Here is a 26216-nt window from a genome sequence, read left to right on the forward strand (position 1 = left end):
AATGAACCGTCAGACGAGCCGCCGCATCGGCCTCTTCGCCATCGAAGTCGGTGTCAATTTCGGGTTGCCGCTGCTGATCTACGACCGCGTCGCGCCGCTATCGGGCGACGCGGTCGCGCTGATGGCGTCCTCGCTGCCCCCTCTGCTCTGGTCGCTCGCCGAGTTCGCCCGCCGGCGGCGCGTCGATGCGCTGTCGATCCTGGTCCTGGCCGGCATCGCGCTCTCGCTGCTCGCGATGCTCGGTGGCGGGTCGGTCCGCTTCATGCAGTTGCGCGAGAACCTCGTCTCCGCCCTGATCGGCCTGGTATTCCTCGGCTCGGCCGCGATCGGCCGCCCGCTGATCTATCAGCTCGCCCGTGCCGGCCTGGCTCGGAAATCGCCGGACGAGGTCGCCGCGTTCGAGGCCAAGCGCGACACGCCCCGCTTCCGCCGCGTGATGACGATCATGACGCTCGTCTGGGGCATCGGCCTGCTGGCATCGTCCGCACTCGCCTGCGCGCTCGTGTTCGCGCTCAGCATCCACGACTACATGCTCGTCAGCCCGTTCGTCGGCTATGGCTCGATGGGTGCGCTCGCACTCTGGACCGTATGGTACCGCCGCCTGGCCCAACGCCGCGCGGCGCAATGACTTTGCAGTATCCGGCATGGCGCGTGCTCCGCGTCACGGGCGTCAGTTCCGCCCACTATGGCTGCCGCACGTATCGCCCATCGCCCGGGTCGGCCAGAACCAGCGCGCCGCCGACTATGTGCAAGCGCAGTGTTTCGAACGGTCGCGCCGTCAACTGTCGCATGTCCATGCCGACACGGATGATCCCGTTTCGCACGGGCGCGAAGCTGACGTTCACGGGCGCCGCGTTGGTCTTGGCGTGGATCGTCGCACCGACCGCGTTTGCGGGCGCGTTGCCAGAGACGAGGGCCAAGCCATTCCTATCGGTAACCAGCTGTTGCTCGGTGCCGTCGGCAAACTTCAGCGCCACCTTGACGCCGCGAGCGGGCGTCTCGGACTCCGGGTCGAGGATCTGGACGCCAAGCCCGGGAGGCAAGGCGGGCGTGTTCCCGACCGGCTCGTCAGGCGGCATCGTGCACATCGCGGGCAGCGTGGGATCGGCAAGAGCGGGCTCCGCCAAGCCGGCGGCGTCCGCCGCCTCAAGCGCTGCCTCTCGAGCGTTGAGCCAATCGGACATGGCCTGTCGCACGCGCTCCGCACCCGGTCGTTCAGTCCCGGGGGCCGCACGCTCCGCCATCAAGCGCGCCGCAAGGGCTTCGGCAGTCGACCGCGCCGCGATCGCGGCGCGCAACGCCGTGGCGGCGCGCTCCCGACGAACAGGCAAATCCGGGACGTTGATCTCCGCGGGCGTCGCCATGACGTCCGGCGCCGGAAAGAAGGGGCAGCGGGAGCGGATGGTGGCCTCGATCGCGCTGCGTTTGCGTTCGCGACTGGCCTCCTCGGCCTCGGCCGTCCACGGACCGGTCGAGAGATACGAGAACAACGGCTTCTGCACGCTCGGTGCGGATGCGACTAGCACGACCTCGTCATGCTCGACGTGCCACGCACCCTGCGCGTCCTGATCCATCGCACCGTAGCTCAACCACCAGTCGAACAGCCCGTCTGGGCGCAGCAGAAGCTCCGATCCGGTTTCCATCACGCCCATCAGATAATAATGCCCGACCAGTGACCCCTGCGTCGCCGTGCTTCCCTCGATCCGTCGGTTGGCGGGTGCATCCTTCAGCTTCGGCGCGTCGGGTTTGCTCAGCGCGTCCAGTGCGTCCAGCAGATGGCAGCTCTTGCCGGGTACGAGGTCGGCAAAGCTGGCCACCGTCAGGACGTTGCGGCTGCCTTCTTCGCTGTAGCGGGCTATCACGTCCGCATAGGCTGGCGTGCCGTCCTTTCGGTAGCGCGCCACCGCCTTCGCGCCGGCCGCGTCGCGGAGCAGGTAGCGCGAGCTGGCGAGATCGCACCGGGTAAGGATGACGTTACCCTGCTCGACCGACAGCGTGCCGATGAAGCTGTCCATCCCGGTTTCCTGTGCGAGAGTAGCCGACGGCGCGACGACCGCCAGCAACGCGGCGGCAACGCACACGCGTGCGCTCAAAGCGGCGCCCCGTCCTTGTCGAGCATCTCGAACCGGTAGCTGCAGCCGTAGAAGGTCTTGCCGGGATGCGTCGTCGCGTTGGAGATGGTTCGCGCGACGACGACATGGCTGCCATAGCTTTCGCCCTGCCCAGCGGGCTCGGTGACGTCCTTCAGGATGCGCTCGCCCATGAACTTGCGGAACGGGACCGCGGCCTCCGCCTGCGCGCGGGTCATCTTGCCGGTGTCGACAAGTGCGTCGATCATCGGTGCGGCGGACATGGCGTTTTCAACCTGCTCGGAGCGCGCAAGCGTCGCCGGATCGGGAAGGTCCAGAATAGCGACGATCGCATTGCTGGTGAAGGCGATCCGGCGGGTGCTGTACCCGCCGGCGACGGTGATCGCCTGCGGCAGCTCATATTCATTCATGAACGCATTGCGCGAGGCGACCCGTTTCCAGCGGCGCGTCTGCGCGAGCTTCTCCTCGCCATCGACCGCCATCGCGAACTGCATGTAGCTCGGCACGTCGAGGCGACAATTTAAGGCGTCCAATTCGGACGTCTGCGCAGGATCGATATTGGGGGTGTCGGCGTGCTGAAACGCCAAGGTCAACGCGAGGGCAAAGAGAAAAATCATACGCACCCCAATAGACGTGCCGTCAGCATTTGCCAGGAGACGCGCGGCTAACACGTTCTGGGAGCGCAAAGACCCATCCGGTAAGTTCGCACTTTCCGCTTTCCCACTTCACCGTTCGTCAAGCGTCCGATGTCAGATCGAGCCGGTCCGGGTGATCATCGTGAGGAGGCTGAGTGGTGGAATACTGCCAAACACCGATCCACACCTATTACAGCGAGGCCCCCATATCGACGGTGGCAACCAGCTAGCGCGAGCGGCAAATCTATCGCATTCGTCGGTTGATATGACCCGTTACTGTTCATTAGGCGTCGCGACGCTGCTCGCGTTGGCGCCAGCGGCGCTGGCCGCGCCGCCCGCCATCCATACGCCCGCTCCCGGAAGCCCGGACCGCACCGCGATCGTCAAGACGCTCCACGCGGGCGACGATAGCGCGCAATCGCGTTTCACCTTCCGCGCGTTTCGCGTTCTTTCGGCGGGCCCGGGTGCGATTGCCTATGTTCGCGCCGAAGGGCCGGTCGGCACCTTTCAGGCCATCCTGAAGCGCGACGGTCAGGCTGAATGGCGCAAAATATGGGGTGAGGGCGATGGCGGCAGCAACAGCTGCGAGGTCGGCGCGCGGCATTATGCCTGGGCCTTGCAACTTCTCCGGACCTATACGGCCACCCCCGACGCGATCTTTCCGGGCATCGTCGCGCGGACCGCGGACTTGCAACGGATGGCGAAGACGGAGCCCGACCTGCAATGCGTCGGTGATCTGGACGGCGGCCCCAGCTGATCGAGGGACGTTGGCGCGAACCCCTGGGCGTTATCGATCCGACCCCGCGCTAGCTGCGGCCTCCACGACGGCCGAAGCCTGTTCCGCCATCTGCCTGCAGAGCGTGCGTTCGGACGATTTCTGCGCGCGGGCATTGTCGGCCAGCGACATCGCCTGTCCTTCGCGAACCTCTTCGGGGCGGGCCGGGTTGCTCGAATCCATCCGGCCGATGACCTGCGGCCCGACGATATCGCCACGTCGACCGACCGCCTGCTGGGCAAGCGCCGCCGGAGTCACGGTCATGCCCGCGATCGTCGCGACGACCGACTTGCGCGTATTGGCGACATCGACGGCGGTGGCGAACCCCTTGCCCATGCAATATTCCATCAGGCCCAGGTGATTGTAGACCGAACCGAACGCAGTCTGCAGCTGTTGGTCGGTCGGCAGCTCCTGCGCCTCCAAGGGGCCAAGCGCCAACGCGCCGACGAAAATGGCGACCGTCATGCGCCCTGCGAGCGCGGTGCGAAATCGTTGCATTCAAATCTCCTATGCCGGTGAGAGAACGCTTTCGATGTCAGGCCGCGGCAGTAGCGGCGGCGTGCTGTCCATGTAGGTCAACCAGTGCAGCCAGATGGTGTATGTCCGCATGCGCGTAAGCCGAATCTGGCAATTCAGTGCCATGCTCCCTCGAATGCTGCCGCCAATCCAGTTTTCATAGACCGCGCCGCACTCGGATGTTCGATAGGCCACCCATGACCGCTCGGCCTGAACGAGCTTCTGTTCCGATGTCCGTTCACGCTCTTCGCGAAGGCGCGTGATCGCAGCTTTATAATAGCGGTTCAGCTCGGCATCGGCCTTTTCGAAACGGCCTGCTAGGCAAGCGTCGATTTCCAGCGTGGAGGATCCGGGGCAATGGCTGGCACTGGGCGCTGCTGCGCCGGCTAACGCCAAAGCAAAGATCGCTAACATCTTAGGCCTCCAGTCTCGGATATTTGAGCGCCGATCCGCTGCCCGAAGGGAGCGGGCTTTGCAATGCGCCCGCGCCGGTCCTGGTACCTCGCAGTGAATTAGCGCGGAAGGCGCAGCGACGACCACGGGATGACCGCCCAATTCGGTACGTCGCAAGCGGGGGCACCCTGTGCTGACGAATGGCCTGCCCAGCGGCAAATGCCGTAAGATGCAGTGGCTTTTCAGCGTCGCTGCAACCACAGGGTTCATCAACTGCACCGGTTGCGCGAAAACGTTCGGGTCGTACGCGTTCGGCGTATCAGGGGAGAAGCACGATGCTGTTGTTCCGCGTGATGATGTTCACCGCCGTCGTTGCCGCGGCTGCATGGACGCCCGTGCGCGTTCACGCAGAACCCCGTGCCCAAGCGCGCGCGTCCCTTCTCCCGCTGAGCGATCAGGACGAACGGTCTACGCAGGAGACCGGGTGCACATCGACGTTCACTGTCGGCGGGCACGACTATCTGCAACTCGTCGGCACCGAACTTCTCCTCCGCGATCGGCAGGGGCTGCAGTCCTGCCGCTTGACGACGGTCGAGACCGACGATCTGGAGACCGGGCGGGGCACCGTCTCCTGTTCAGGCTATCGGCTGCGCATCCGGTCGTCGGGCAAAGCCACCTCGAACCTCGCATCGGACAGCAGCAGCAGACGCGCCGTGCTGACGATCGATCGGGGCGGCGTGGCAACCAGCATGCGCGGTATCTGGGGCGTGGCATGCTGAACGCGACCGACCGATCCTGCAGCCTGAAGACTCCAGCTGGAACGGACACGCTCTTGTTACACACCGTTGCGAGACGTGCCCAATGATCAGGATAGCGCTGTTCGTGTTGCTTTGCGCGAGCGCGCTCTGGTCGATGCCGGCGAAGGCCAGCAGCGATGTCGTCTGCAGCGCCAGCCGGAAACTCAGCTTCGCGATGTACAGCGGGTGCGACGACACCGCGATGATCGGCCCCCGCAACGACAGCCGGACCAATCTGATCCTGCTGATGGCGGATCTGCCCGGCGCGGCGCGCGCACGGGGGCCAGCCAAGCCTTCGATCTTCGTGGACACCGCGTCTCTTGCGCCGCCTTCCGAACAGGAAGACAGCCTCTTCTCCGACGGCGAAGGATCGCGCTGCCGAAGCAACGCGGGCGGCACCACCGATTTCGAAGCCGCGCTAGATACCAATACCAAGGTGCCCGAACCGGAACGCGTCGCACTGATCGCTGCCCGGCGCGGCTTTCAGCCCGACTGCGCGCAGGGCGGCACGCTAAGCGCAATGGCGGGGATAAAATCCGAGGCCGGCAAGGCCTTCGCCACCTATCTCGAAGGAGCAGCAGCGTTCTACGGCGCCGATTTCGACGCCGCGACCGCCCGGTTCACCGCGTTGGGGACTGCACGCGATCCGTGGCTGCGCGAGACGGCCCGCTACATGCTCGGCCGCGTCGCGGTGAACCGTGCACAAGTTGATTATTACGACGAATATGGATCGCCCAAGGAGACGATGAAAATCGCCCCCGCCTTGCTCAGCGACGCCGAAACAGCCCTGCGCAGCTACGAACGCAGTCCGTTGGTGGTGATGTTGTCCGGTAAGCCGTGGCGCCTGAGCGCCTTCTTCATGACGGTGAGCGCCACGTCCTTGTCGCGCCTCCTGGTGGCGTAGCCCTTCAGAATCTCGCTCTCGTAGTCGACCGTACGCGAAAGATAGACCATCTCGCCGTTCAACTTCACGTACGTCTCGTCCATGTGCCAATGCCAATGGTGGAAGCCCCACATCCGGCTGACTCGCTGGCGGCGGACGTCGCCTTCGAACAACAGACCGAACCTGTTCCACCACGTCCGCACAGTCTCATGGTAAATGTCGATCCGCGCTCGAACAGCAGGTCCTCTACGTTCCTGAGCGACAGGGGGAAGCGCAGGTACATCAGCACTACCAGCCGGATCACCGCCGGGAACGAGTTGAAGTAGCGAGACGGACTGGCGAGTTTGCGCGGGCGGCGCATTCACCGCCCCTGCCGGCCCTTCCATAACGATCCGTGCATTTGATCGCACAATGCCCGCCGCGATCAGGAGTAGCACCTAAGTGCCAAATAGTAGAGTCTTTGTGCAAATATTGAGTTGATAGTGCGTCCAATTTGGATACTATTGCGCGGTCGAGGTATAAAAATACCTTGCTAAAGGGGGAGAGGATCATGCCAAGAGCTGCACTTTGTCGTGCATATTTGATGGCGGGAGCGGGCGGCTTGGCTGTCATCTTGTCACAGCCGGCGGCCGCACAAGCCAGCACGCAGCCAACGCCGCAGCCGGGCGGCAGCGTTCCAGCCAACACCGAAACGCCTGCCAGCGATCCCAGCGGTCAGGCGGGTAATCCGCAGGCGCTTCCGTCCGAAACCGGCCCTGACATCGTCGTCACCGGCTTTCGTGCCAGCCTGAACAGCGCACTGGAGACGAAGCGCGGAACCTTGTCCTCGATAGACGTGATCAAGGCGGAAGATATCGCCGACTTCCCCGACAACAACCTGGCGGAGTCGCTCCAACGCGTTCCAGGCGTTTCGATCAACCGCGCCGGCGGGGAGGGACGCGCGATCACCGTGCGCGGTCTCTCGGGTAGCTTCACCAGAGTGCGCGTGAACGGCATGGAGGCGCAGGCGATTTCCGGCGCGACCACGTCGGATCGCGGTATCAACACCGGCCGCGGGTTCGACTTCAACGTCTTCGCGTCCGAGCTGTTCAACAACCTGGTGGTGCGCAAAACGGCGGACGCCGAAACGCTCGAAGGATCGCTTGGCGCTACCGTCGATCTCAACGTCGCGCGGCCGTTCGACTACAAGAAGGCGACCCTCGTTGTCAGCGCGCAGGCGGGCTACAACGGACTTGCGAAAAAGGTCGACCCGAAGTTCACCGGCGTCGTGTCGGACACTTGGGATACGGGTATCGGCCGCATCGGCGTGCTCGTCTCGGGCGCCTACAGCAAGCGCCGCTATTACGAGGACCAGTTTGGCTCCGGCGGCTGGAACCCGGCGACCACCGACGGCGGCCTCTGCTCGCCGGTGGGCGTCACGCCCGTTTCGCCTGCGCTGGATGCGACGCAGGGCACCACAGCTACTGCCTGTGCGACCGGCGTGGCGCGCCCGGCGGTGGGCGACACGCTCTACGGCCAGGTGAACCGCTCCACGGTATTCCTGCCGCGACTGCCGCGTTATGGCCAATTCAATCACAACCAGCAGCGGCTCGGCTTGACGCTCTCGGCGCAATGGGAGCCGTCCGAGGGCATCGAGATCGGCGGCGACGTGCTGTATTCCGATTTCAAGGTAAAGCGCGAGGAGAACTGGCTGGAAGGCTTCTCCTTCGCCCGTGCCATTGCCGCCCCCAACTTCGGCAAGCCGCAGACGGCGGTCCGCGAGGCGATCTTGCGCAATGCCGGAACCAGCGGCACGCAGGGCGCGAACCTTGGCCAAACGGTATACGACATTGACTACGGCGTGTTCGACGGCGTGGATGTGCGCTCTGACACGCAATACGATCGCTTTCGCAGCCGCTTCAAGCAGTACACGCTGCATGGCAATTTCAAGATCACCGACACGCTGAAGGCAAGCGTGCTCGGCGGCATCGCCTCCACCACTTTCGACCAGACGGACCAGACGACCTTCTTGTTCGGCCGCAACAACACGCGCCAGACAATCGACTTCCGGCAGGATCGCAACCAGCCGACCATCTCCTACGGCTTCGACGTGACGGATCCGTCGCAATACACATTGGCGCCGGGTAGCGCGGAGATCCGCGCCACGCCGTCCTACGTTAAAAACAAGAACAAGATGGTCGAAGGCAATCTCAGCTGGAAAGCTGCGGACGTAGTAACGCTCAAGGTAGGCGCGCATTACGATCGGTTCAATTTCTCCAACATCGCTTATCAGCGCGCCAATAACTTCCTGGTGCCGACACTCACGTCACAGCAACTCGCCGGTCTTACCCACCTGACGGACGATTTCGGCAAAGGCTTCAACGAAGGCGTATTTCCGGCTAACTGGACCGCTATCAACTACGAGCAGTTTGCAAAGCAATACGGCCTCGACAATTATTCTGGCATATTTGCACTGATCCAAAACAACAGCGCCACGCGTTTTGTTAAGGAGGACGTGTTCTCCGCTTATGGGCAGGCGGACTTCAACCTGGAGACCCTAGGGGTGCCGATCCGCGGGAATGCGGGCCTGCGCTATGCCAAGACAAAGCTGACCTCGACTGGTTTTGCCAGCAGCGCCGCGCAATATGTCACCGCAAGGAACGACTATGATGACTGGCTGCCCTCCATCAACCTTGTTGGCGACCTGACGAACAACCTGCTGGTACGCGCGGCCTATGCCAAGGTCATCACACGTCCGGAATTGACGTTCCTCAACCCCGGTGCGGCGGTAACGATCAGCGGAACGCCGAGCGTGAACGGCGGCAACCCGCTGCTCAAGCCGATCCGTGCCGATACCTATGACGCGTCTCTGGAGTGGTATTTGGCGAAGAACTCGCTGCTGTCGGTTGCTGTCTTCTACAAAGACATCAAGTCCTATATCCAAAACCAGGCATCGCAACAGACGTTCAACCAGACCGGCCTTCCCTTGTCGCTCATCGCGAACAGCGGGCTCGATCCGAACGTCACGCTGTTCACCGTCAACCAGGCCCGCAATACGCCGGGAGGTCCGCTGAAGGGTGTCGAGTTCAACTTCCAGCAGGCATTCACCTTCCTGCCCGGTCCGTTTGCCAATACCGGCGCGTTGTTCAACTACACCTATGTCGATTCCAAGATTACATACTACCTTGCGGCAAGCAACGCGAACACTACCGAGCGCGACCTGCTCGGCCTGTCCAAAAACGCGTTCAACGCCACGCTCTACTACGAAGACAAGAAGCTATCGACCCGCATCTCCGGCGCCTACCGCGGGCCGTATATCATCGCCTTGCCTGCCAACAACCCGCTGCAGGACCTGGAAGGTGTGGACAAGAGCCTCGTATTCGACCTGTCTGCCTCCTACCAATTAACTGACGGTCTAAAGATCACGTTCGAAGGCCTTAACATCTTTGATCGCTTCTCTCGGCAGTTCATCGACTCCGACCGCGACAGCACTTTCGTCTATGCACACACTGGCGCGCAGTTCTTCGTCGGCGCGCAAGTACGCTTCTGAGAACGATCGTTCGGCACCTGCCCCTGACGACTGCAGTCGTCAGGGGCAGGTGCCTGCGCATCGAATAGCTATTTTCGGCAGCTTGGACTGCCGACGCAGATTCTGTCGAAGCAACTGCACTGGCGGTTGGAAGCGCGAAAGCCTGCCCCGTTTACCTTCCCATCTGCAGGCAAACTGCTTCATAGCGCTTCTCACTGCTTGATGAGGGGCGTCGCCCGTCGAGTGCAAGTTTGCCCAGAGGCAGCGGTTCTCGGCGGCGTGAGCGCAATCCGAAACCGGACGTTGGTTCAGCTTCTGCAACGAGTAAAAGTACGCCATTATTGGCCCGCGACAGACGGAGACGAGCGATGACCGCGACCTACGACACGACCTTGGGACTCTACATCGCCGGCGAATGGCTGGGAGCGGAAGGGCGCGACACGCGCGACGTGCTCAACCCGGCGACTGGCCTGGGCCAGGCAGCGTTGCCGCTGGCGACCGCGGCGGACCTCGACCGCGCGCTCGAGGCGAGCCAGCGCGGCTTCGTCGCGTGGCGCGCGACGCCGCCCGAAAAGCGCGCGGCGGTGCTCACGCGGACGGCGCAATTGCTGCGCGAGCGCGCCGACCATCTCGCGCGCATCGCCACGCTCGAACAGGGCAAGATCCAGGCCGAAGCCAAGGGCGAGGTCGCCTTCGCCGCGGCGTTGCTCGACTTCCATGCCGCCGAGGGGCAGCGGGTCTATGGCCGCGTCCTGCCGCGGCCCATGGGTTCGCGCAGTCTCGTGCTCCACCAGCCGGTCGGCCCGGTCGCGGCCTTCTGCGCGTGGAACTTCCCGATCATGAACGTGGTGCGCAAGCTCGCGCCCGCATTGGCGGCGGGCTGCTCGATCATCATCAAGCCGTCGGAAGAAACCGCAGGCAGCGCGGTCGAGGTGCTGCGCTGTTTCCAGGATGCGGGGCTGCCCGGCGATGTCGCGCAATGCGTGTTCGGCGTACCCGACATGGTGTCGCGCCAGCTGCTCGCCTCGCCGATCACCCGTAAGTTGAGCTTCACCGGATCGGTGCCGGTCGGCAAGGCGCTGATGAAGCTGGCCGCCGACACGATGATGCGCACGACGATGGAACTGGGCGGCCACGGTCCGGTGCTGGTCTTCGACGACTGCGATCTGGAGAAGACTCTCGACACGCTGGTCGCGCACAAGTTCCGCAACGCGGGACAGGTCTGCGTCGCGCCGACCCGCTTCCACGTACAGGACGGCATATACGACCGCTTCGCCGCGGGCTTCGCCGAGCGGACGCGCCGGCTGCATGTCGGCGACGGCATGGACGCCATCAGCCAGATGGGGCCGATGGCCAACGCGCGCCGTCCCGAGGCGATCGCGGAGTTCGTCAGCGACGCGACCGCGCAGGGCGCGACCCTGCTGGCCGGCGGCGATCGCGGTACGGCGGGCGGGTTCTTCTTCCAACCGACCGTGCTGTCAGACGTGCCGCTCGCCGCGCGCGCGATGAACGAGGAACCGTTCGGCCCGATCGCGCTGCTCTCCCGCTTCGGCACCGACGAGGACGCGGTCGCTGAGGCGAACCGCCTGCCGTTCGGCCTGGCCGCCTATTGCTTTACCGAGAACGGGCGCCGGCAGAACATGCTGGGCGACGCGATAGAGGCGGGAATGATCGCGATCAACAACGTCCGTCTCAGCTACCCCGACAGCCCGTTCGGCGGGGTGAAGGAAAGCGGCCACGGGTCGGAGGATGGCCCCGAGGGCATTGCGGCACACCTCGTCACCAAGGCCGTCCACATCAGTTGAGCTTCGCGCCGCGGCCGAGTTGATCGCTCCCACCTAGTCTCCGACGGATCGGCGGCAGAATTAAACCCGCTCGAGAAGCAAGCCGATCCCCTGACCAACGCCAATGCACATGAACGCAATCGCGTAGCGACCACCGGTGCGATCGAGCTCTTCGACCGCACTTATCGTGATACGGGCGCCCGACATGCCGAGCGGATGGCCCAGGGCGATCGCTCCGCCGTTGCGGTTGACGCGCGGATCGTCGAACGGATCGATATCAAGATCGCGCAAGGTCGCGATCGCCTGGCTTGCGAAGGCTTCGTTCAGTTCGATCACGTCGAGTTGGTCGAGCGTAATGCCGCCGAGCGACATCAGCTTGCGCGCTGCCTCGACCGGGCCGACGCCCATGATCCGCGGCGCGACACCCGCCGCAGCCATCGCCACGATCCGCGCACGTGGCGTCAGGCCGTGGCGCGCGGCCGCAGCCTCCGACGCGATCAGCGCCGCCGCAGCGCCGTCGTTAAGCCCCGAGGCGTTGCCCGCGGTCACGGTGCCATCGGCGCGGACGACCGGTTTGAGCTTTGCGAGTGCGTCCAGACTGGTCGCGCGCGGATGTTCGTCCGCGGCGAATATGATGGGGTCACCTTTCCTCTGCGGGATGGTGACCTGCACGATCTCCGCCGCCAACCGTCCGCTCGCCTGCGCGACGGCGGCCTTGTCCTGGCTCGCGAGAGCGAACCGGTCCTGGTCCTCGCGACAAACCTTCCACTGGTCGGCGACGGTCTCGCCAGTCTGCGGCATGGTATCGACGCCATATGCCGCCTTCATCGCCGGGTTCACAAATCGCCAGCCGAGCGTCGTGTCCTCCAGCTTCTGCGCGCGATCGAAGGGCGCATTGGCCTTGCCCATCACATAGGGTGCGCGCGTCATGCTCTCGACGCCACCGGCGATCATGAATTGCGCATCACCGCTGCGGATAGCGCGCGCCGCCGAGCCGATCGCGTCGAGCCCCGACCCGCACAAACGGTTGATCGTCGATCCCGACACGCCTTCGGGCAGGCCGGCCAGCAGCACCGCCATCCGCGCGACGTTGCGATTGTCCTCGCCCGCCTGGTTGGCGCAACCGAGGATAGTGTCGTCCACCGCATCCCAGTCGACACCGGGGTTGCGTTCCATCAGCGCCCGGATCGGGATAGCCGCAAGGTCGTCCGCACGGACGGTCGCCAGCGATCCGTTGAGGCGTCCGATGGGAGTGCGAATCGCGTCGCAGAGAAAGGCATGGGTCATGGCATGAACGCATGGCCGAGGCCGCCATCGACCGCAACCGACTGGCCGTTGATGAAACTCGACCGGTCCGACGCGAGCCACAAGGCCGTTTCCGCGATATCGCGCGTCTCGCCCAGCCGGCCGACGGGCGAGCGCGCCAGGCGACTGGCCATCGCCTCGGGGCTCAGCATCGCGAGCACGCCCTCGGTCGCGATGGTCGATGGCGCGATGGCGTTGACGCGGATACGGTGCTTGCCGAGTTCGATCGAGGCCGCGCGCGTCAGCCCGTCGACACCCGCCTTCACCCCGGCATAGATCAGCGCATTGGGGCTGCCGAGCCGTCCCGCCATCGACCCGATATTGACGATCGACCCGCCATGCTCGCGCATCGCCGGTGCCGCCGCCTGGATGCCCCAGACGATCCCGCCCAGTCCGATCCGCGTCATCCGGTCGAACGTCTCCTGCGTCACGTCAGCGATCGGCTCGTACTTGTTCCACATCGCGTTGTTGACCAACACGTCGAGCCGGCCGAACGCCGACAGCGTCTCGGCGACGGCGGCGTGCACCGCCTCGCGGTCCGACACGTCGCAGCCGATACCGATCGCCTGTCCGCCGCCCGCGTTGATCTCGTCGGCGACCGCGCCGGCCCAAGGTTGTTTGAGGTCGAGTACAGCGACGCTCGCGCCCTGCGAGACGAACAGCTCGGCGATCGCCCGGCCCAGCCCGCGCGATGCTCCCGTCACGATCGCCACCCGACCCGCCAGTTCGCCTGCCATCATCCGCCTCCCGATTTGATTGCGGCGGAGCTATCAGCGACGCGCGCGGCGGGTCACGCCTGCGGGCGCCCGGGCGGCGCGTATCTCATGCGCGATAACCGCGATGCCACGTCCTGTATTTTTGCCCGATGAAGCAGAGCGCGGTTGTCTGTCGCCAGAGCATAAGCAGGAGAGCCGCGTGTCCGATCGTTCCCCATCGTCGCCACGCATCGTGGTCGTAACCGGCGCCGCGGCCGGGATCGGCCTAGCGACTGCACGCGTCTTTGCCGCAACGGGCGACACCGTCGTGCTGACCGACCTCGACGTCTCGGCGGTCGAGGCGCGCGCCGCTGAGCTGGGCGATCGTCACGTCGGCCTGGCGATGGACGTATCGAACGAAGCCGCCGTTGTGGCGGCGATGGCAGCGATAGCGGCGCGGTTCGGACGCGTGGACGTGGTGGTCAACAATGCCGGCATCGTCGATCCGACCGCCAGCAAGGTCCTCGACAAGCCGATCGGCGAGGTCCGACGGCTGATCGCCGTCAACGTCGACGGCACCTATGTCGTAGCGCGCGAGGCCGGACGCCTGATGCTGCAATGGGGCTCGGGATCGATCGTCAACCTGTCGTCTGGCGCGGCACTGTCCGCGCTGCCGGGGCGGACGCCGTACAGCATGACGAAGGCCGCGATCCTCGGGCTGACGCGCGCGCTGGCCTGCGAATGGGCGGGGCGCGGCGTGCGGGTCAACGCCGTGTTACCCGGCTATGTCCGTACCGAAATCCTCGCCTCGCTCGAACGCGCGGGCAAGTTCGACCCGAGCGTCGCCGGTGCCGCGGTGCCGCTGGGCCGTATGGCCGAACCGGCCGAGATCGCCGCCGTGATCCGCCATGTCGCCGGCGCCCGGTACGTGACCGGCGCCGCATTTCTGGCCGATGGCGGTGTAGCGGCCTATGGCGGACGCGCGGCAGCGTCGAGCGCACCGGTTTCGGGGCGCATCGGTGACGGCGTGGTGCTGGTGACCGGCGGCGCATTAGGCATCGGTGCGGCGATCGCCGACCGTTTCGTCGCACTTGGCCGGACCGTCGTAGTCGCTGACATCGATGCAAACGCGGTCGCGGCCCTCCCGGCTGACCGCATCGGCATCGTCCTCGACGTGACCGACGAGGCCGCGGTGGAGGCGGCGGTGCAGGCCATCGCGGCAACGATCGGACCGATCGCGGTTCTCGCCAACAATGCCGGCATCGCCGACACATTCGCGGCCACCGTCGATCAGAGCCTCGCCGATTTCCGCCGGGTATTCGACGTCGACCTGACCGGCACGATGATCGTCGCACGCGCGGTCGCACGGACGATGGTGGCTCACGGCATGGGCGGTGCCATCGTCAACCTGTCCTCGATCGTCGCGACCGCCGGCATGCCCCGTCGCAACGCCTATTGCGCAGCCAAGGCGGCCGCCACGATGCTGACCAGGAGTCTCGCGTGCGAATGGGCGGTGCACGGGATCCGCGTCAACGCGGTCGCGCCGGGCTATATCGCGACACCCGGCCTGCTGGCGTTGCAGAGCGATGGCCACCGCGATCTCGAGGCGGTTCGCCGCCGTATACCGATGGGCCGGCTAGGCGACCCGGCGGAGATCGCCGAGAGCGTCGCGTTCCTCGCCTCCGACGCCGCATCCTATGTCACCGGCATGACCTATGCCGTCGACGGCGGCTACAATGCTTATGGCGATGTCGGCCCGGCCGCCGACTGATCCGCGAAAAAAGGCGCCGATCGCAAGACCGGCGCCCCAGGTCGGCGAGAATGTCCCGACGGGCGCGGCACGGGCCGCTCCGTCCGGACCATCAGAACTTATATTGCAACTCGATGCCGAGCACGCGGCCCTTGTTCAGCACCGAGAAGGTGCCGTTCGGAATGAACGGCGTTGGCCCCGAAATACCGTAGGTCACTTCGTTCAGCAGGTTGGTGCCGAACAACGACAGCTTGTACGGACCGCGGCTGTACGCGAGGTTCGCATCGACCATCGTCGCGGCTGGTAAAATGCCGTTGTTGAGCTCGTTGTAATAGGCGATGCTGCGGTAATTGGCGGCGACGCGGCCGTCGACCGTGCCCTCGCCGGCTGCCGTCGTATAGGCGATCGATCCGCCATAGGTCCATCGCGACAGGCGCGGCAGCACCAGTGCGAAATCCTTCGCATCGATCACCCGGTCGTTGTTCAGGTCCGCGAAGATCTCGTCGTAGTTCCCGTCGGTGAAGCCGAGCTGGCCGGTCAGTGTCAGGCCCTTGACCGGCATCAGCACGGCCTCTGCGTCGATGCCCTTGATCGTCACGTTGGCGGCGTTCGCCACCACCTGCAGAGCGCCGACGCCTGCGACCGGGGTCACGATCTCGCGCTGCACATTGTCGACCTTGTTGTAGAAGCCGGCGATGTTGAACCGGGCGATGCGGCCGAATTCCTGCTTCAACCCGACCTCGAACGAATTCTGCGTTTCCTGGTCGAACGGGCCCGGCGCCACCGCGGTGTTGATGCTGCGCAGGTTATAGCCGCCGCTGCGGAAACCTTTGGCCCAGAAGGTGTAGAGCTGGGTCGCATCGGTCGGCTTGTACTGGACACCCACGCGCGGGGTGAAGCCGTTCCAGTCCTTCTTGCTGAAGAAGGTGTAGTTACAGGTTCTCGCATCGAAATTGCAGCCGCCGGCAATGATGTTGGCGATGCGGACCTTCTTGTCCTCGGTCGTATAGCGACCGCCGATGTTCAACGTGATCTTGTCGGTCACGTGCGCGTCGAACGACGCGAATGCGCCATAGCTGTGCTGGTTCTGTACGCCGCCGCCCGCGATCGTCAGGTTTCCGCCCGACAGCAGGCGCTTTTCGAGATAGTTGATCTGCTGCCCGAAGTAATAAAGCCCGGTCGTCACATCGACCTTACCGAAGGTGCCTGCATAGCGCAGTTCGTTGGAAAACTGGTTCTGCTCGGTGCGCGTGTAGAAGTGATAGGCCGTCGCCGGCGATGCATCGAGATCGGTGATCAGGTCACCCTGGAAATTGCGATAGCCGGCGATGTTGGTGATCTTGCCGCCGCCGAAGCCGACATCGACGTTCGTCTCCAGGCTCGCCATGTTCCAGTTGTTGCGGGACAGCCCTTCCTCGTTGACCGATATCTTGAACGTGTCGCGCCCGAACAGGCCGAAATTAGTCGGGCGGGCGCCGTCACCGATCTGGTGGCCGTGCTCGTAGCGGGCGATTACCTCGACCGTGTCGGTCGGCGTGAACCGCACCGCCGGACGGAAGATCATCGTCTCCATCTTGCCAAAATTATGATTGCTGTTGAAGCGGTTGGTGAACCAACCATTGTCCTTGTCGTAATAGATGCCGAGCTTCGCTTGGATCTTGTCGGTAACGATCGGGCCGCTGATTACGCCGCTCAGGTTCTTCTCCAGACCCGTCGACAGCGCCGCCTTGACGTCGACATGCAGCGTGTTGCTGGGCACGGTCGACCGGATCACCACCGCGCCGCCGGTCACGTTGCGTCCGAAAAGCAGCCCCTGCGGCCCGCGCAGCACCTCGACGCCGGCCAGATCGAACGTGTCGAGCACGACACCGCCGCCGATGCCCAGATAGATGCCGTCGACGAAGGTGCCGACGGTCGGGTCGATCGAAGGGATCGAACTGTTGATGCCGAGCCCGCGGATCGAGAAATTGGCGTAACCCGGCGCGGTGCCGAGTTCGGTCAGCTGCACGTTCGGAATGTCGTAGCTGAGCCCGGCGATGGTGCGGATATGCTGTTCGTCGAGCTGGTCGGTGCCGAACGCGGTGACGGCGAACGGCACGTCCTGCACGCTCTCGGCCTGACCACGCTTGCTGGCCGTCACGATGATCTCGGCGAGGCCGCCCTTGTCATCCTTCACTTCGTTCGACTGTTGCTCGGGCGTGTCGGCGGCGGCTGGAGCGGTCTGGGCCGGGGTCGCCTGGACCGGGGTCGTCTGGGCCATGGCGGTCGACAACGGGCCGAACATCGCGATGACGCTGCCGATCAGCAGAACGCTCTTCGTACGGGTAACGTGCATTCCTGATATCCTCCCTAAGCGCCTCGTCGCACGTCGTTGCGTGCGCATTTGATCTTGGCGTTCCAGCGTCATGTGAGGCGTCCGATCACCCCGTCCGTGCTGTTCGGCCCCCCGTTGTCGTCGCCGATCCGGCCATTTCTCAATCGGCGAGAGAGGTCCGTCCCCGAAAATCACAACCGGGATTTGGGAGGCGGGCATAATGCTGCGCGGCAAATCGCGTATGGGATTTTGCCGGCGCCCTTGCCGCACCCGGCTTTGCGCTCCGCCGGTTCGGATACAAACCCGACCTACGAAAAATCGAAACGGGAGAGTGAGCGCTGTGAGCCTGATCAAGCTGGAAGTCGCCGATTACGTCGCCGTCGTGACCATGGACAATCCGCCGGTCAATGCGCAGCCGATGGAATTCATCCAGGAACTGATCGCGATCTTCGACACGTTCAACGACCGCGACGACGTGCGCTGCGTCGTGCTTACGGGGGCTGGCAAGTGCTTCTCGGCCGGCGCCGAACTGAAGAACCGCATGGACCTGTCTGCGCCGGGCGCGCGCTCGGGCCGCAACCGCTGGGTTCGCGAGGTCGGCTATTGCATCGCCGACAATGCCAAGCCGACGATCGCGGCGGTCAACGGCGCGGCGCTGGGCGCGGGGCTCGGGCTCGTTACCGCCTGCGACATCATCGTTGCGTCGGAACGCGCGGTGTTCGGCCTGCCCGAGGTCGATGTCGGCCTGATGGGTGGCGGCAAGCATGCCGCGCGGATCATTCCGCATTCGCTCGCGCGTCGTATGATGCTGACCGGATACCGCGCCACCGCCGAGGAAATGTATCGTCGCGGCATCATCGAGGCGGCACTGCCGCACGACGAACTGATGCCGTTCGCAATGGAGATGGCGCATAACATCGCGTCGAAGAGCCCTCTCGCCACGCGCCTCGCCAAGGACAGCATGCGGACGATCGAGAACATGACGCTGCGCGACGGCTATATCTACGAACAGGGCAACACGGCGAAGCTCGCGCAGTCGGAGGACTCGAAGGAAGCGGTCGCGGCGTTCGTCGAGAAGCGCAAGCCCGTCTTCAAGGGGCGCTGACGCCATGCACGACGCGGGCACGACGGGAAGCGCGGCGCGCCCAACGGCGATGGACTGGAATTTTGGCGATCTGCTCGACGCCACTGCCGCCACCGTGCCGGGGGACCGCCCGGCACTGATCCGGGGCGATACCGTCGTCAGCTGGGCGGAGTTCGACGCACGCACCAACCGCGTCGCCCGCGCGATGCTGGCAGCGGGGCTGCCGGTCGGCGCGCGCGTCGCCATCCTCGCGCGCAACATCCCCGAATTCATCGAGATCGCCTGTGCCGCGTTCAAGGCACGGCTGTCCCACGTCAACATCAACTATCGCTACACGACCGCCGAGATCGACTACGTCCTCGCCGACTGCCAGGCACACGCGCTGTTCTATCAGGGCGAATTCGCGGCACTCGTGGCGCCGCTGTTCGGCGCTCTGCCCGACCTGACGCTCGATGTGCAGATTGATGATGGCGGTCCCTATGCGGCGATGGCGGCGAAGGGCGACGGCAGCCCGCTAGACATTCGGCGCTCGCCCGACGACGGCTATTTGCTCTACACCGGCGGCACTACCGGCAAGCCCAAGGGCGTAATGTGGCGATCGGGCGATGCGCGCACGTCGCAACTCGAAGCGCCGACGATCAAGACGGTCGTGCGCGACATGGCGGATCATGTCGCGATGGTCGCCGCCAACACCGCGCCCGGCCGCGTCATTCCCGCCTGCCCACTGATGCACGGCGCGGGGCTCAACAGTTCGATGGCCGAACTCGTCGGCGGCGGCACCGCGATCCTGTTGCCCAACACCCGCTTCGATGCCGAGGAATTGTGGGATGAGGCGGAACGCAGCAACGCGACACGCATCCTAATAGTCGGCGACGTCTTCGCACGGCCGATGGCGCAGGCGTTGCAGAAATTTCCCGGTCGCTGGGACCTGTCGGCGATGCGCGTCATTTCGTCCGCCGGGCTGATGTGGAGCCGCGAGGTCAAGCAAATCCTCGTCCAGCACCTGCCTCAGGTGACCTTGGTCGATATCCTGGGCGCGTCGGAAGCGTCTGGCTTCGGCTATGCCGTCACGACCGCGACCAGCGAAACGCCGACCGGCTATTTCGAGCCTGGCCGGCAGACCGTCATCGTGGAACTCGAAACCGACCGCATTCTGGAGGCCGACCAGCCCGGCGAAGGCTGGCTCGCGCGGCGTCCGCCGTTTGCGCTCGGCTATCACGGCGATCCGGCGAAGACCGCCAGCGTGTACCGCATGGTGGGCGGCGAGTTGCTCGCGATCCCAGGCGACATGGCGGCCCGCGAGGCCGACGGCCGGCTGCGGTTGATCGGGCGCGGCAACATGGTCATCAACACCGGCGGCGAGAAGGTCTTCGCCGAGGAAGTCGAAGAGGCGATGAAGCGCGCGCCCGCCATCGAGGACGCGATCATCGTCGGCGTCCCCGATCCGACTTGGGGCAAGACGGTGATCGGGCTGGCGACGGTGTCGGAGGGATATGACGAGGCGGCGGCGCGCACGTCGATGCTCGGCGATCTGGCGGCGTACAAGCTGCCCAGGCGGATCATCGTCCTCGACGAACTGCCCCGGCATGCGAGCGGCAAGAGCGACTATCGCCGGGCGCTGGAAATCGCGATGGCGGAACTCGGGGTAGTCGCCTGAAGCGCGGGGTCCACGTGCACACCCTCTCCGGCGAAGGCGGGGTGTACATCCGGAATGACGTAGACGGCCAGCCCTAGCGTCGCTTCGCCTGGCGCATCTTCAGATTTCCGCCGCCATCGATCAGAATCGTCTCGCCCGTAATCGACTCCGCGCTGAACAGCGTCGCAGCCTGCCGCGCCGCATCACCGATCATCCGGTCTTCGTCGGCACCAGTACCGAGCGGCAGCGCGATCATGTTGGCCCGCACGCCGCGCCGCGCATATTCCATTCCAACGCTACGCATAATGCCGACCAGCGCAGCGCTCGCGGCCGCCTGCCCCGTCCCATGCCAGCGCCCGAGATGCGCATCCGACCCCAGCACCACGATGCTCGCCGAGGGCCCGAGCCGCGCAAAAGCGGATTGCAGCAGTCCGACGCGGTCGAGCGTCGCATCGATCACCTGTGCCGAGAACGCCGCATCGTCCAGCTCAAGGAATGGCGTGTCCCCGCTCGCGTCCATGCCGTCGATCAGCACGGCATCGACCGCATCATTCGCCGCGACGCAGATACCATCTGCGATCAGCCGCGCACCGATCGCGGCGGCAACCCCGTCGCCCGCGCCGAGGATCAGCAGGCGGTGCGGTTCGATCATTGCCATCCTCAATACAGCCCCGTGCCGATGGTCTTGCCGCCATCGACCAGCAACACCTGCCCCGTCATCGACCGCCCGGCCGGCGAAGCGAGATAGGCGACCACGCCCGCGATTACGGCCGGGTCAAGCGGCCCGCCTTCAGGCTCCATCTCCGTCATTTTCTCACGCATCGCGGACGAAAACCCCTCGATCATCCGCGTCTCGACCATCCCCGGCGCGACCGCGTTCACCGAAATGCCGCGCCAGCGCAGTTCCACCGCCATAGCGCGCGTCATGCCCACCACCGCCGCCTTGGACGCGACATAATGCGCGCCGCCGATGCCGCCGAGATAGCCGCGCGACGCGATGTTGACGATCGCACCCGCAGCCATCCGCCTCGCCGCTTCCTGCGCGACGATGAAGCTGCCCTGCACGTTGATCTTCAGCGCTTGTGCGAAATGCTCCGGCGTTAGTTCCGCGAACGGCAGCATGTCCGCCGGGATCGCGGCATTGTTGACCACGACGTCGAACGGCCCGTGCGCGTCCATCAGCCCCGAAACCGCGATGCGATCGGTCACGTCGAGCACCGCGCCCGTGATCGGTGCATCCCCCCAGTCCCGCTCGGCTTTGTCGATAGCCCGCGCGTCAATATCGGCGGCAACCACTCGCCAGCCCGCATCCGCCAACGTCGCCGTGATCGCCGCGCCGATGCCGCGCGCGCCGCCGGTTACGAGCGCGGTCTTCACCTCAGGCGAACAGCGCATAGACGGGATCGTGCGGGTGGCGCCCGCCCACCGGCTTGCGCTTGCCGAAACGTTCGTCCTCGTCACCCGGCGGCAACGGCATCTCCTCGACCCAGTCATAGATCACGGTGCGCGTCTTGATCCGCCACTCGTCCCCGCGCTTCTCGAACCAGTCGATGTAGCGACCTTTCAAGTCCCATTGCTGCAACCCGTCGGAGCCCGGTTGGCGCTGGAAGGCGGAAAAGTAGGTTTCCACCGCCGCGCCGTCGTCGCGCAGTTCGATCAGCATGTTGTGGAGCTGGTGAATACCGCGATCGATCTTCGGCAACACGCTCATCGCCCAGTCGCAGAACCCTTTGGCGCTGCCTTCATACTGGCCGTGATTGTCGGTACCGTCCGGCCAATAGGCCGATCGCAGCGCGGCCTCGTCGACGCGGTCGATGCCCCGGCAATAGCGGAACATGCAGTCGCGGATCGCCTCGCGGTCGATCAGGTCCTGGAGCGTCATGGGTTTCTCCTCAAGCCGGGATCAGCGCGAAGCGCGACCGATGATGTTCGGCGGGTCCGAAGGCGAGGCCCAGCATCATCTGGCGGCGCAGATGGTGGCTGACGATCAGTTCCTCGCTGATGCCGACGCCGCCGTGCAACTGCACCGCCTGCTGTCCGACATAGATGCCACTTTCGCTGACCCGAACCTTGCCGGCGGAAACGGCGCGCGCGCGTTCGACCGCGTCGCGGTTGAGGTTCAGCGTCGCGTGATACGCCATCGACCGCGCCTCTTCGCCGGCGACGACCATGTCGACCATCCTGTGCTGCAAGGCCTGGAAGCTGCCGATCGGCACGCCGAACTGCTGGCGGGTGCGGAGATAGTCGAGCGTCGCATCCGACGCAGCTTCCATCGACCCGACCGCCTCGGCCAGCTGGGTGGCGATCGCGCGGTCCACGGCCGCTTCGATACCCGGCAGAGCCCCTTCGGTGTCGCCGATCGGTACCGCCGCGACACCGTTGAGTTTCAACCGTGCGTGGCGATGACCGTCGATCGCGCGGAACGGTTCGACGGTGACGCCGTCGCCGGTACGCGGGATCAGGAACAGGCCGATGCCGTTGCGCTCGTCGGTCCCACCCGCCGTGCGCGCCGAGATGACGAACCAGTCCGCATCCGCCCCGTCCTCGACATGAACCTTCGCGCCCGACACCCGCCAACCGTCGGCACTTTGCTCCGCGCGCGTCGCGACCCGGTGCAGGTCGTAACCGCTGTCCGTCTCGAGGAAGCCAGCCGCCGCCAGCGTCTCGCCGAGCCCGATGCGTTCGAGCAATTCGCCCCCGGCGTCACTCCCCGCGATCAGCGCCGGGACCAGCACGCAACTCGTCGTAAAGGGAACGGTGATCAAGTGGCGCCCAATGCCCTCCATCACCGCCATCACCTCTACGGGCCCGCCGCCAAGCCCGCCATCGGCCTCGGCGATCGGCAGCATCAGCCAGCCGAGTTCAGCCATCTCGGCCCAGCGCCGTTTCGCCGCCTCGGGGCCGGCGGCAAGGATCTTCAGGCGGTCCGATGCCGCCCACTTCTCGGCGCCGTAGCGATCGACGCTGTCGCGCAGCATCTGCTGTTCGTCGGAATAGACGAAGTCCATGAGACGGGCCCTCCTTACAGGCCAAGCGCGCGGCGCGCGATGATGTTGTGCTGGATCTCGCTCGACCCGCCGTAGATCGAGGTGACGCGCGAATAGAGAGCGCCCTGCAACGGATAGGGCATGTCCTGGCCGAGACCCGCTTCGCCGATTGCGGAGAAATGCGCCGCCTCCGGCCCAAGCGCCTCGACCCAAAGCGCCGTCCCCGCCTGCGTCAGTTGCGACCAGCGCAGCTTCACCATCGATCCGCGCGGCCCCGAATCCTCGCCGCGCGAGGCGTCGTCCATCAGGCGCAGCACCATCGTCTGGAGCGCAATGACCTCGATCTCATATTGCGCCAGCTTCGCGGCAAAGCCCGGCGTCTCGATCAACGGCATATTGCCGATCCGCCGTCGCGTCGCCGCTTCGCGGATGCCGCGCACCGTCTGCGTCAGGAAGATTGCCGTCGCCGCGCTGACCATGCGTTCGCGGTCGAGCAGCACCTTGCCATATCCCCAGCCCCTGCCCTCCTCGCCGATCAGGTTGGCGACCGGCACGCGGACGTCGTCCAGGAACAGTTCGTTGGTGTGATATTTCTCGTCCATCGTCGCGATCTTCTGCACGCGCAGGCCCGGCGTATTCATGTCGACCAATATCAGCGAAATGCCCTGCTGCCGTTTGGGCTCCTGCGACGTGCGCGCGAGGACGAAGACATGGCTCGCGACATGCGCGTAGCTCGTCCACATCTTCTGCCCGTTCAGCACATAACGGTCGCCGTCACGGTCCGCGCGGGTACGCAGCGCAGCGAGGTCCGATCCGGCGCCCGGCTCCGAATAGCCCTGGCACCACCAGTCCTGCAGGGTCAGGATACGCGGCAGATACTGTGCCTTCTGCTCGGGCGTTCCATAGGTGAAGATGATCGGGCCGATCAGTTCCAGCCCTTGATGGAACTGTGCTGGCGCATCCGCGCGGGCGGCTTCGCTCCAGAAGATATATTGCTGCGTCGCGGTCCAGCCGGTGCCGCCATAGTCCTTGGGCCAGGTCGGCGCGCCCCAGCCGCGATCGTGCAGGCGGCGCTGATACTGGACAAGGTCCTCGGGCTGCAACCGCAGACCGGCGCGGACCTTGGTCTTCCAGCCCTCGGGAATACCGGTCGCGAAGAATTCCCGCACCTCATCGCGGAACGCATCATCGGCGGCGTCGAAATCCAGGTTCATGCTGTTCTTCCATCATCCTCTTGGCGTCACGGGTTAGGCGCTGTGCCGGACCGGGCAATTTCGTTGACGCAGGCGCGGGATTATTCGCGGATGTGATTGTCCCGGTATCGGCCTTCCTGGATGCCGGTGACGCCGAGCCCGGTGATCGCGACGATCCGCCCGGCATCGACGTGATCGCTGATCAGACGCCCGCCGGAGTCGGCGATGCTCGTCACGTACAGCGTATCAAGGTCGGGGCCGCCAAACGCCGGACATGCAGGATAGGGAATGGGCATCGCGATGCTGCGCAGCAAAGTGCCGTCGGGCGCGATGCATGCGACCGCTTGGGCCAGTACCAGTGCGACCCAGAGATTGCCGTCCGTGTCCACCGTTGCGCCGTCCGGCCCCGATCCGAACGCCGCGCAGTCCACGACATCGCGACGCGGCCCGATCGCCCCCGTTGCGGCGTCATAGTCGTGCGCACGGATCACGCCCTCCAGGCTGTCGGCGAAGTACAACGTCGCGCCATCGGGCGAAAAACAGATGCCGTTGGTGAGCCTCAGCCCGTCGGCCAGCGCCGTCGCCTCGCCACCGCTCAGTTGCCAGAGCGAGGCGTCGGAGGGTTCACCGTTCGTATGAAGTTGCATCTGCCCGCTCAGGAACCGACCCGCGCGGTCCGCCTTGCCGTCGTTCAGGCGCAACGTCGCATCGGCGGGCAGGACGACGATCGGCGTTGCCGCGCCCGTCTCGCCGTCGATCGCGTAAAAGCCATCGGCGAGCGCTGCGACAAGCCCGCCCTTGGCCAGTCCGATACTGCCGACCGCCTGATCCTGCACGAAGGTCGCAATCGCTGTGCCTTCCGGTGCCGCCGCATGGATACGCCCGACGAGCGAATCCACCCACCACAGGCATTGCCGCGCATCGTCCCAAACCGGGCTCTCGCCGAGCTTGTTGCGATGCGTGCCGAAAAAGGCGATCTCCATCACCGCGCTCCGGGGATGCGATAGATATGCGCGGCCGTGTCGTGCCACAGCGCCTGCTTCTCCGCGTCGCTGCGATCGCCGATCGCGGCATCGAAGCGCGCGACGATCGTCGCGTAATCCGCCATCACCAGATCGACCGGCGCGTTGCTGCCGATCATCAGTCGGTCGCAGCCAAACAGAGCGATCAACCGCAGGATCATCGGGCGTATCGTGGCCGCCGACCAGTCGCGCCGCACCAGCCCCGGTCCTGACAGCTTCACCGCGACATTGGGGGAGTCAGCCAACTCGGCCATGCCCGCATCCCACGGCGCCCCGCCCTCCCCGAGCGCGAAATGTTCGATTACGATCTGCGTGTCGGTATGCGCGCGAGCCAACCCCGCGACCGCCTTCAGTTGCTCCGGCCAGACCATCAGATCGGCGACCCCGCCCGCCGCACCGAGCGCGGCATATCCCTTCAACCAGTCCACATCGGCAAACGGCGTGCGCGCCGGCCGGTTCAGCGCTGGATCGCCGGGCCATTCGGCGGTGATACGGATCCCGCGCCAATTCGCGAACGCCGCATCCGCCGCGATCCGCGCCGCGGCATCGGGCGACACCAGGTCGACGCGCGTCAGGAACGCCTGCGGAAAGCCATGCGCATCGGCCACCGCCTGCATCGCCGCGGCTTCGCCCTCAGGTGGCGTGAATGCGGCCTCGACATGTACCGACGCGACCACCCCCGCCGCGCGCGCATCCTTGGCAAACGCGTCGATCGCATAGTGTCTGGGCAGTTCGCCGCTATTGCCCCAGAAGCGTGCGACCGGCGCCGTCGACAGCATCGGATGATGGCCGCTGTCCGCGTCCCACAGGTGATGATGGGCGTCGATGCGCCGGATCATGCAAAGCCTC

General features: G+C 65.3%; 24 protein-coding genes. 9 read left to right on the forward strand and 15 right to left on the reverse strand.

All coding sequences use genetic code 11. From position 1 onward, the window contains the following. The first annotated feature begins 1 nt into the window (after position 1). Positions 2-628: a VC0807 family protein gene (locus SJY20_RS15250; RefSeq protein WP_380787763.1), complete on the forward strand. Its 627-nt coding sequence runs from the start codon at positions 2-4 to the stop codon at positions 626-628. A gap of 55 nt (positions 629-683) precedes the next feature. Here SJY20_RS15250 and SJY20_RS15255 read toward each other — a convergent pair whose 3' ends face one another. Next, entirely contained in the window at positions 684-2093 is a 1410-nt protein-coding gene (locus SJY20_RS15255) for a hypothetical protein (RefSeq protein WP_380787764.1), read from the reverse strand. Further along, positions 2090-2776, reverse strand: a complete 687-nt coding sequence (locus tag SJY20_RS15260; RefSeq protein WP_380787765.1) for a hypothetical protein — start codon at positions 2774-2776, stop codon at positions 2090-2092. The genes SJY20_RS15255 and SJY20_RS15260 overlap by 4 nt, the downstream gene beginning before the upstream one ends. A gap of 256 nt (positions 2777-3032) precedes the next feature. On the opposite strand from SJY20_RS15260, the gene SJY20_RS15265 reads away from it, so the two are divergent. Beyond that, positions 3033-3482, forward strand: coding sequence for a hypothetical protein (locus SJY20_RS15265; protein ID WP_380787766.1), 450 nt, complete (start codon positions 3033-3035; stop codon positions 3480-3482). A 30-nt stretch (positions 3483-3512) separates the two neighbouring features. On the opposite strand, the gene SJY20_RS15270 is transcribed toward SJY20_RS15265, so the two are convergent. Both SJY20_RS15270 and SJY20_RS15275 read right to left on the reverse strand, forming a co-directional pair. Then, a complete protein-coding gene (locus tag SJY20_RS15270; RefSeq protein WP_380787767.1) occupies positions 3513-3998 on the reverse strand; it encodes a hypothetical protein in 486 nt (161 codons plus the stop codon). 9 nt (positions 3999-4007) lie between these two features. After that, positions 4008-4430, reverse strand: coding sequence for a lysozyme inhibitor LprI family protein (locus SJY20_RS15275; RefSeq protein WP_380787768.1), 423 nt, complete (start codon positions 4428-4430; stop codon positions 4008-4010). 314 nt (positions 4431-4744) lie between these two features. Here SJY20_RS15275 and SJY20_RS15280 point away from each other — a divergent pair, with 314 nt between their 5' ends. Both SJY20_RS15280 and SJY20_RS15285 read left to right on the forward strand, forming a co-directional pair. After that, positions 4745-5188, forward strand: coding sequence for a hypothetical protein (locus SJY20_RS15280; RefSeq protein WP_380787769.1), 444 nt, complete (start codon positions 4745-4747; stop codon positions 5186-5188). A gap of 220 nt (positions 5189-5408) precedes the next feature. Further along, entirely contained in the window at positions 5409-6110 is a 702-nt protein-coding gene (locus SJY20_RS15285) for a hypothetical protein (protein WP_380787770.1), read from the forward strand. Here SJY20_RS15285 and SJY20_RS15290 read toward each other — a convergent pair. Continuing rightward, entirely contained in the window at positions 6002-6475 is a 474-nt protein-coding gene (locus SJY20_RS15290) for a DDE-type integrase/transposase/recombinase (RefSeq protein ID WP_380788739.1), read from the reverse strand. The genes SJY20_RS15285 and SJY20_RS15290 overlap by 109 nt on opposite strands. 215 nt (positions 6476-6690) lie before the next feature. Between SJY20_RS15290 and SJY20_RS15295 the strand changes: the two genes are divergently transcribed. Both SJY20_RS15295 and SJY20_RS15300 read left to right on the forward strand, forming a co-directional pair. Further along, positions 6691-9618 (forward strand): TonB-dependent receptor, encoded by a 2928-nt coding sequence (locus SJY20_RS15295; protein WP_380787771.1) that lies wholly within the window; start codon positions 6691-6693, stop codon positions 9616-9618. Between the two features lie 347 nt (positions 9619-9965). Then, on the forward strand, positions 9966-11402 hold the full coding sequence (locus tag SJY20_RS15300) for an NAD-dependent succinate-semialdehyde dehydrogenase (RefSeq protein WP_380787772.1): 1437 nt from the start codon (positions 9966-9968) through the stop codon (positions 11400-11402). 60 nt (positions 11403-11462) lie between these two features. Here SJY20_RS15300 and pcaF read toward each other — a convergent pair whose 3' ends face one another. Both pcaF and SJY20_RS15310 read right to left on the reverse strand, forming a co-directional pair. Then, positions 11463-12668, reverse strand: a complete 1206-nt coding sequence (gene pcaF / locus SJY20_RS15305; protein ID WP_380787773.1) for a 3-oxoadipyl-CoA thiolase — start codon at positions 12666-12668, stop codon at positions 11463-11465. Beyond that, on the reverse strand, positions 12665-13423 hold the full coding sequence (locus SJY20_RS15310) for an SDR family NAD(P)-dependent oxidoreductase (RefSeq protein WP_380787774.1): 759 nt from the start codon (positions 13421-13423) through the stop codon (positions 12665-12667). The genes pcaF and SJY20_RS15310 overlap by 4 nt, the downstream gene beginning before the upstream one ends. Positions 13424-13601: 178 nt before the next feature. On the opposite strand from SJY20_RS15310, the gene SJY20_RS15315 reads away from it, so the two are divergent. Beyond that, entirely contained in the window at positions 13602-15152 is a 1551-nt protein-coding gene (locus SJY20_RS15315; RefSeq protein WP_380787775.1) for an SDR family oxidoreductase, read from the forward strand. Between the two features lie 91 nt (positions 15153-15243). Here the strand turns inward: SJY20_RS15315 and SJY20_RS15320 are convergent, their stop codons facing one another. Beyond that, positions 15244-17466 carry a TonB-dependent receptor gene (locus SJY20_RS15320; RefSeq protein ID WP_380787776.1) on the reverse strand — a complete coding sequence of 741 codons (2223 nt, stop codon included), beginning with the start codon at positions 17464-17466 and terminating at the stop codon, positions 15244-15246. A 319-nt stretch (positions 17467-17785) separates the two neighbouring features. Here SJY20_RS15320 and SJY20_RS15325 point away from each other — a divergent pair, with 319 nt between their 5' ends. Both SJY20_RS15325 and SJY20_RS15330 read left to right on the forward strand, forming a co-directional pair. After that, on the forward strand, positions 17786-18550 hold the full coding sequence (locus SJY20_RS15325; protein ID WP_380787777.1) for an enoyl-CoA hydratase/isomerase family protein: 765 nt from the start codon (positions 17786-17788) through the stop codon (positions 18548-18550). Positions 18551-18554: 4 nt separating this feature from the next. Beyond that, positions 18555-20186: an AMP-binding protein gene (locus tag SJY20_RS15330; protein WP_380787778.1), complete on the forward strand. Its 1632-nt coding sequence runs from the start codon at positions 18555-18557 to the stop codon at positions 20184-20186. A gap of 73 nt (positions 20187-20259) precedes the next feature. On the opposite strand, the gene SJY20_RS15335 is transcribed toward SJY20_RS15330, so the two are convergent. The 7 genes from SJY20_RS15335 to SJY20_RS15365 all read right to left on the reverse strand — a co-directional run bounded on the left by SJY20_RS15335 (position 20260) and on the right by SJY20_RS15365 (position 26206). Then, positions 20260-20823 (reverse strand): hypothetical protein, encoded by a 564-nt coding sequence (locus SJY20_RS15335; RefSeq protein ID WP_380787779.1) that lies wholly within the window; start codon positions 20821-20823, stop codon positions 20260-20262. A gap of 2 nt (positions 20824-20825) precedes the next feature. Next, complete coding sequence (locus SJY20_RS15340) at positions 20826-21560, reverse strand: SDR family NAD(P)-dependent oxidoreductase (RefSeq protein WP_380787780.1); 735 nt, start codon at positions 21558-21560, stop codon at positions 20826-20828. Continuing rightward, complete coding sequence (locus SJY20_RS15345; RefSeq protein WP_380787781.1) at positions 21544-22047, reverse strand: nuclear transport factor 2 family protein; 504 nt, start codon at positions 22045-22047, stop codon at positions 21544-21546. The genes SJY20_RS15340 and SJY20_RS15345 overlap by 17 nt, the downstream gene beginning before the upstream one ends. A gap of 10 nt (positions 22048-22057) precedes the next feature. Next, entirely contained in the window at positions 22058-23173 is a 1116-nt protein-coding gene (locus SJY20_RS15350; RefSeq protein WP_380787782.1) for an acyl-CoA dehydrogenase family protein, read from the reverse strand. Positions 23174-23187: 14 nt separating this feature from the next. Then, entirely contained in the window at positions 23188-24366 is a 1179-nt protein-coding gene (locus SJY20_RS15355) for an acyl-CoA dehydrogenase family protein (RefSeq protein WP_380787783.1), read from the reverse strand. Positions 24367-24446: 80 nt separating this feature from the next. Then, positions 24447-25328, reverse strand: a complete 882-nt coding sequence (locus SJY20_RS15360) for an SMP-30/gluconolactonase/LRE family protein (RefSeq protein ID WP_380787784.1) — start codon at positions 25326-25328, stop codon at positions 24447-24449. Then, positions 25328-26206 (reverse strand): amidohydrolase family protein, encoded by an 879-nt coding sequence (locus SJY20_RS15365; protein ID WP_380787785.1) that lies wholly within the window; start codon positions 26204-26206, stop codon positions 25328-25330. The genes SJY20_RS15360 and SJY20_RS15365 overlap by 1 nt, the downstream gene beginning before the upstream one ends. Positions 26207-26216 lie beyond the last annotated feature (10 nt).

It is taken from the genome of Sphingomonas sp. R86521, assembly GCF_042466235.1.
In the GTDB taxonomy this organism is placed as follows: Bacteria; Pseudomonadota; Alphaproteobacteria; order Sphingomonadales; family Sphingomonadaceae; genus Sphingomonas.

Coding starts and splice junctions, on each gene's coding strand:
- SJY20_RS15310 (WP_380787774.1), bottom strand. CDS start 13,423: ATGGCAGGCGAACTGGCGGGTCGGGTGGCGATCGTGACGGGAGCATCG.
- SJY20_RS15290 (WP_380788739.1), bottom strand. CDS start 6,475: ATGGAAGGGCCGGCAGGGGCGGTGAATGCGCCGCCCGCGCAAACTCGC.
- SJY20_RS15285 (WP_380787770.1), top strand. CDS start 5,409: ATGATCGGCCCCCGCAACGACAGCCGGACCAATCTGATCCTGCTGATG.
- SJY20_RS15300 (WP_380787772.1), top strand. CDS start 9,966: ATGACCGCGACCTACGACACGACCTTGGGACTCTACATCGCCGGCGAA.
- SJY20_RS15330 (WP_380787778.1), top strand. CDS start 18,555: ATGCACGACGCGGGCACGACGGGAAGCGCGGCGCGCCCAACGGCGATG.
- pcaF (WP_380787773.1), bottom strand. CDS start 12,668: ATGACCCATGCCTTTCTCTGCGACGCGATTCGCACTCCCATCGGACGC.
- SJY20_RS15360 (WP_380787784.1), bottom strand. CDS start 25,328: ATGGAGATCGCCTTTTTCGGCACGCATCGCAACAAGCTCGGCGAGAGC.
- SJY20_RS15320 (WP_380787776.1), bottom strand. CDS start 17,466: ATGCACGTTACCCGTACGAAGAGCGTTCTGCTGATCGGCAGCGTCATC.
- SJY20_RS15335 (WP_380787779.1), bottom strand. CDS start 20,823: ATGGCAATGATCGAACCGCACCGCCTGCTGATCCTCGGCGCGGGCGAC.
- SJY20_RS15340 (WP_380787780.1), bottom strand. CDS start 21,560: ATGCGCTGTTCGCCTGAGGTGAAGACCGCGCTCGTAACCGGCGGCGCG.
- SJY20_RS15350 (WP_380787782.1), bottom strand. CDS start 23,173: ATGGACTTCGTCTATTCCGACGAACAGCAGATGCTGCGCGACAGCGTC.
- SJY20_RS15365 (WP_380787785.1), bottom strand. CDS start 26,206: ATGATCCGGCGCATCGACGCCCATCATCACCTGTGGGACGCGGACAGC.
- SJY20_RS15250 (WP_380787763.1), top strand. CDS start 2: ATGAACCGTCAGACGAGCCGCCGCATCGGCCTCTTCGCCATCGAAGTC.
- SJY20_RS15280 (WP_380787769.1), top strand. CDS start 4,745: ATGCTGTTGTTCCGCGTGATGATGTTCACCGCCGTCGTTGCCGCGGCT.
- SJY20_RS15345 (WP_380787781.1), bottom strand. CDS start 22,047: ATGACGCTCCAGGACCTGATCGACCGCGAGGCGATCCGCGACTGCATG.
- SJY20_RS15270 (WP_380787767.1), bottom strand. CDS start 3,998: ATGCAACGATTTCGCACCGCGCTCGCAGGGCGCATGACGGTCGCCATT.
- SJY20_RS15275 (WP_380787768.1), bottom strand. CDS start 4,430: ATGTTAGCGATCTTTGCTTTGGCGTTAGCCGGCGCAGCAGCGCCCAGT.
- SJY20_RS15355 (WP_380787783.1), bottom strand. CDS start 24,366: ATGAACCTGGATTTCGACGCCGCCGATGATGCGTTCCGCGATGAGGTG.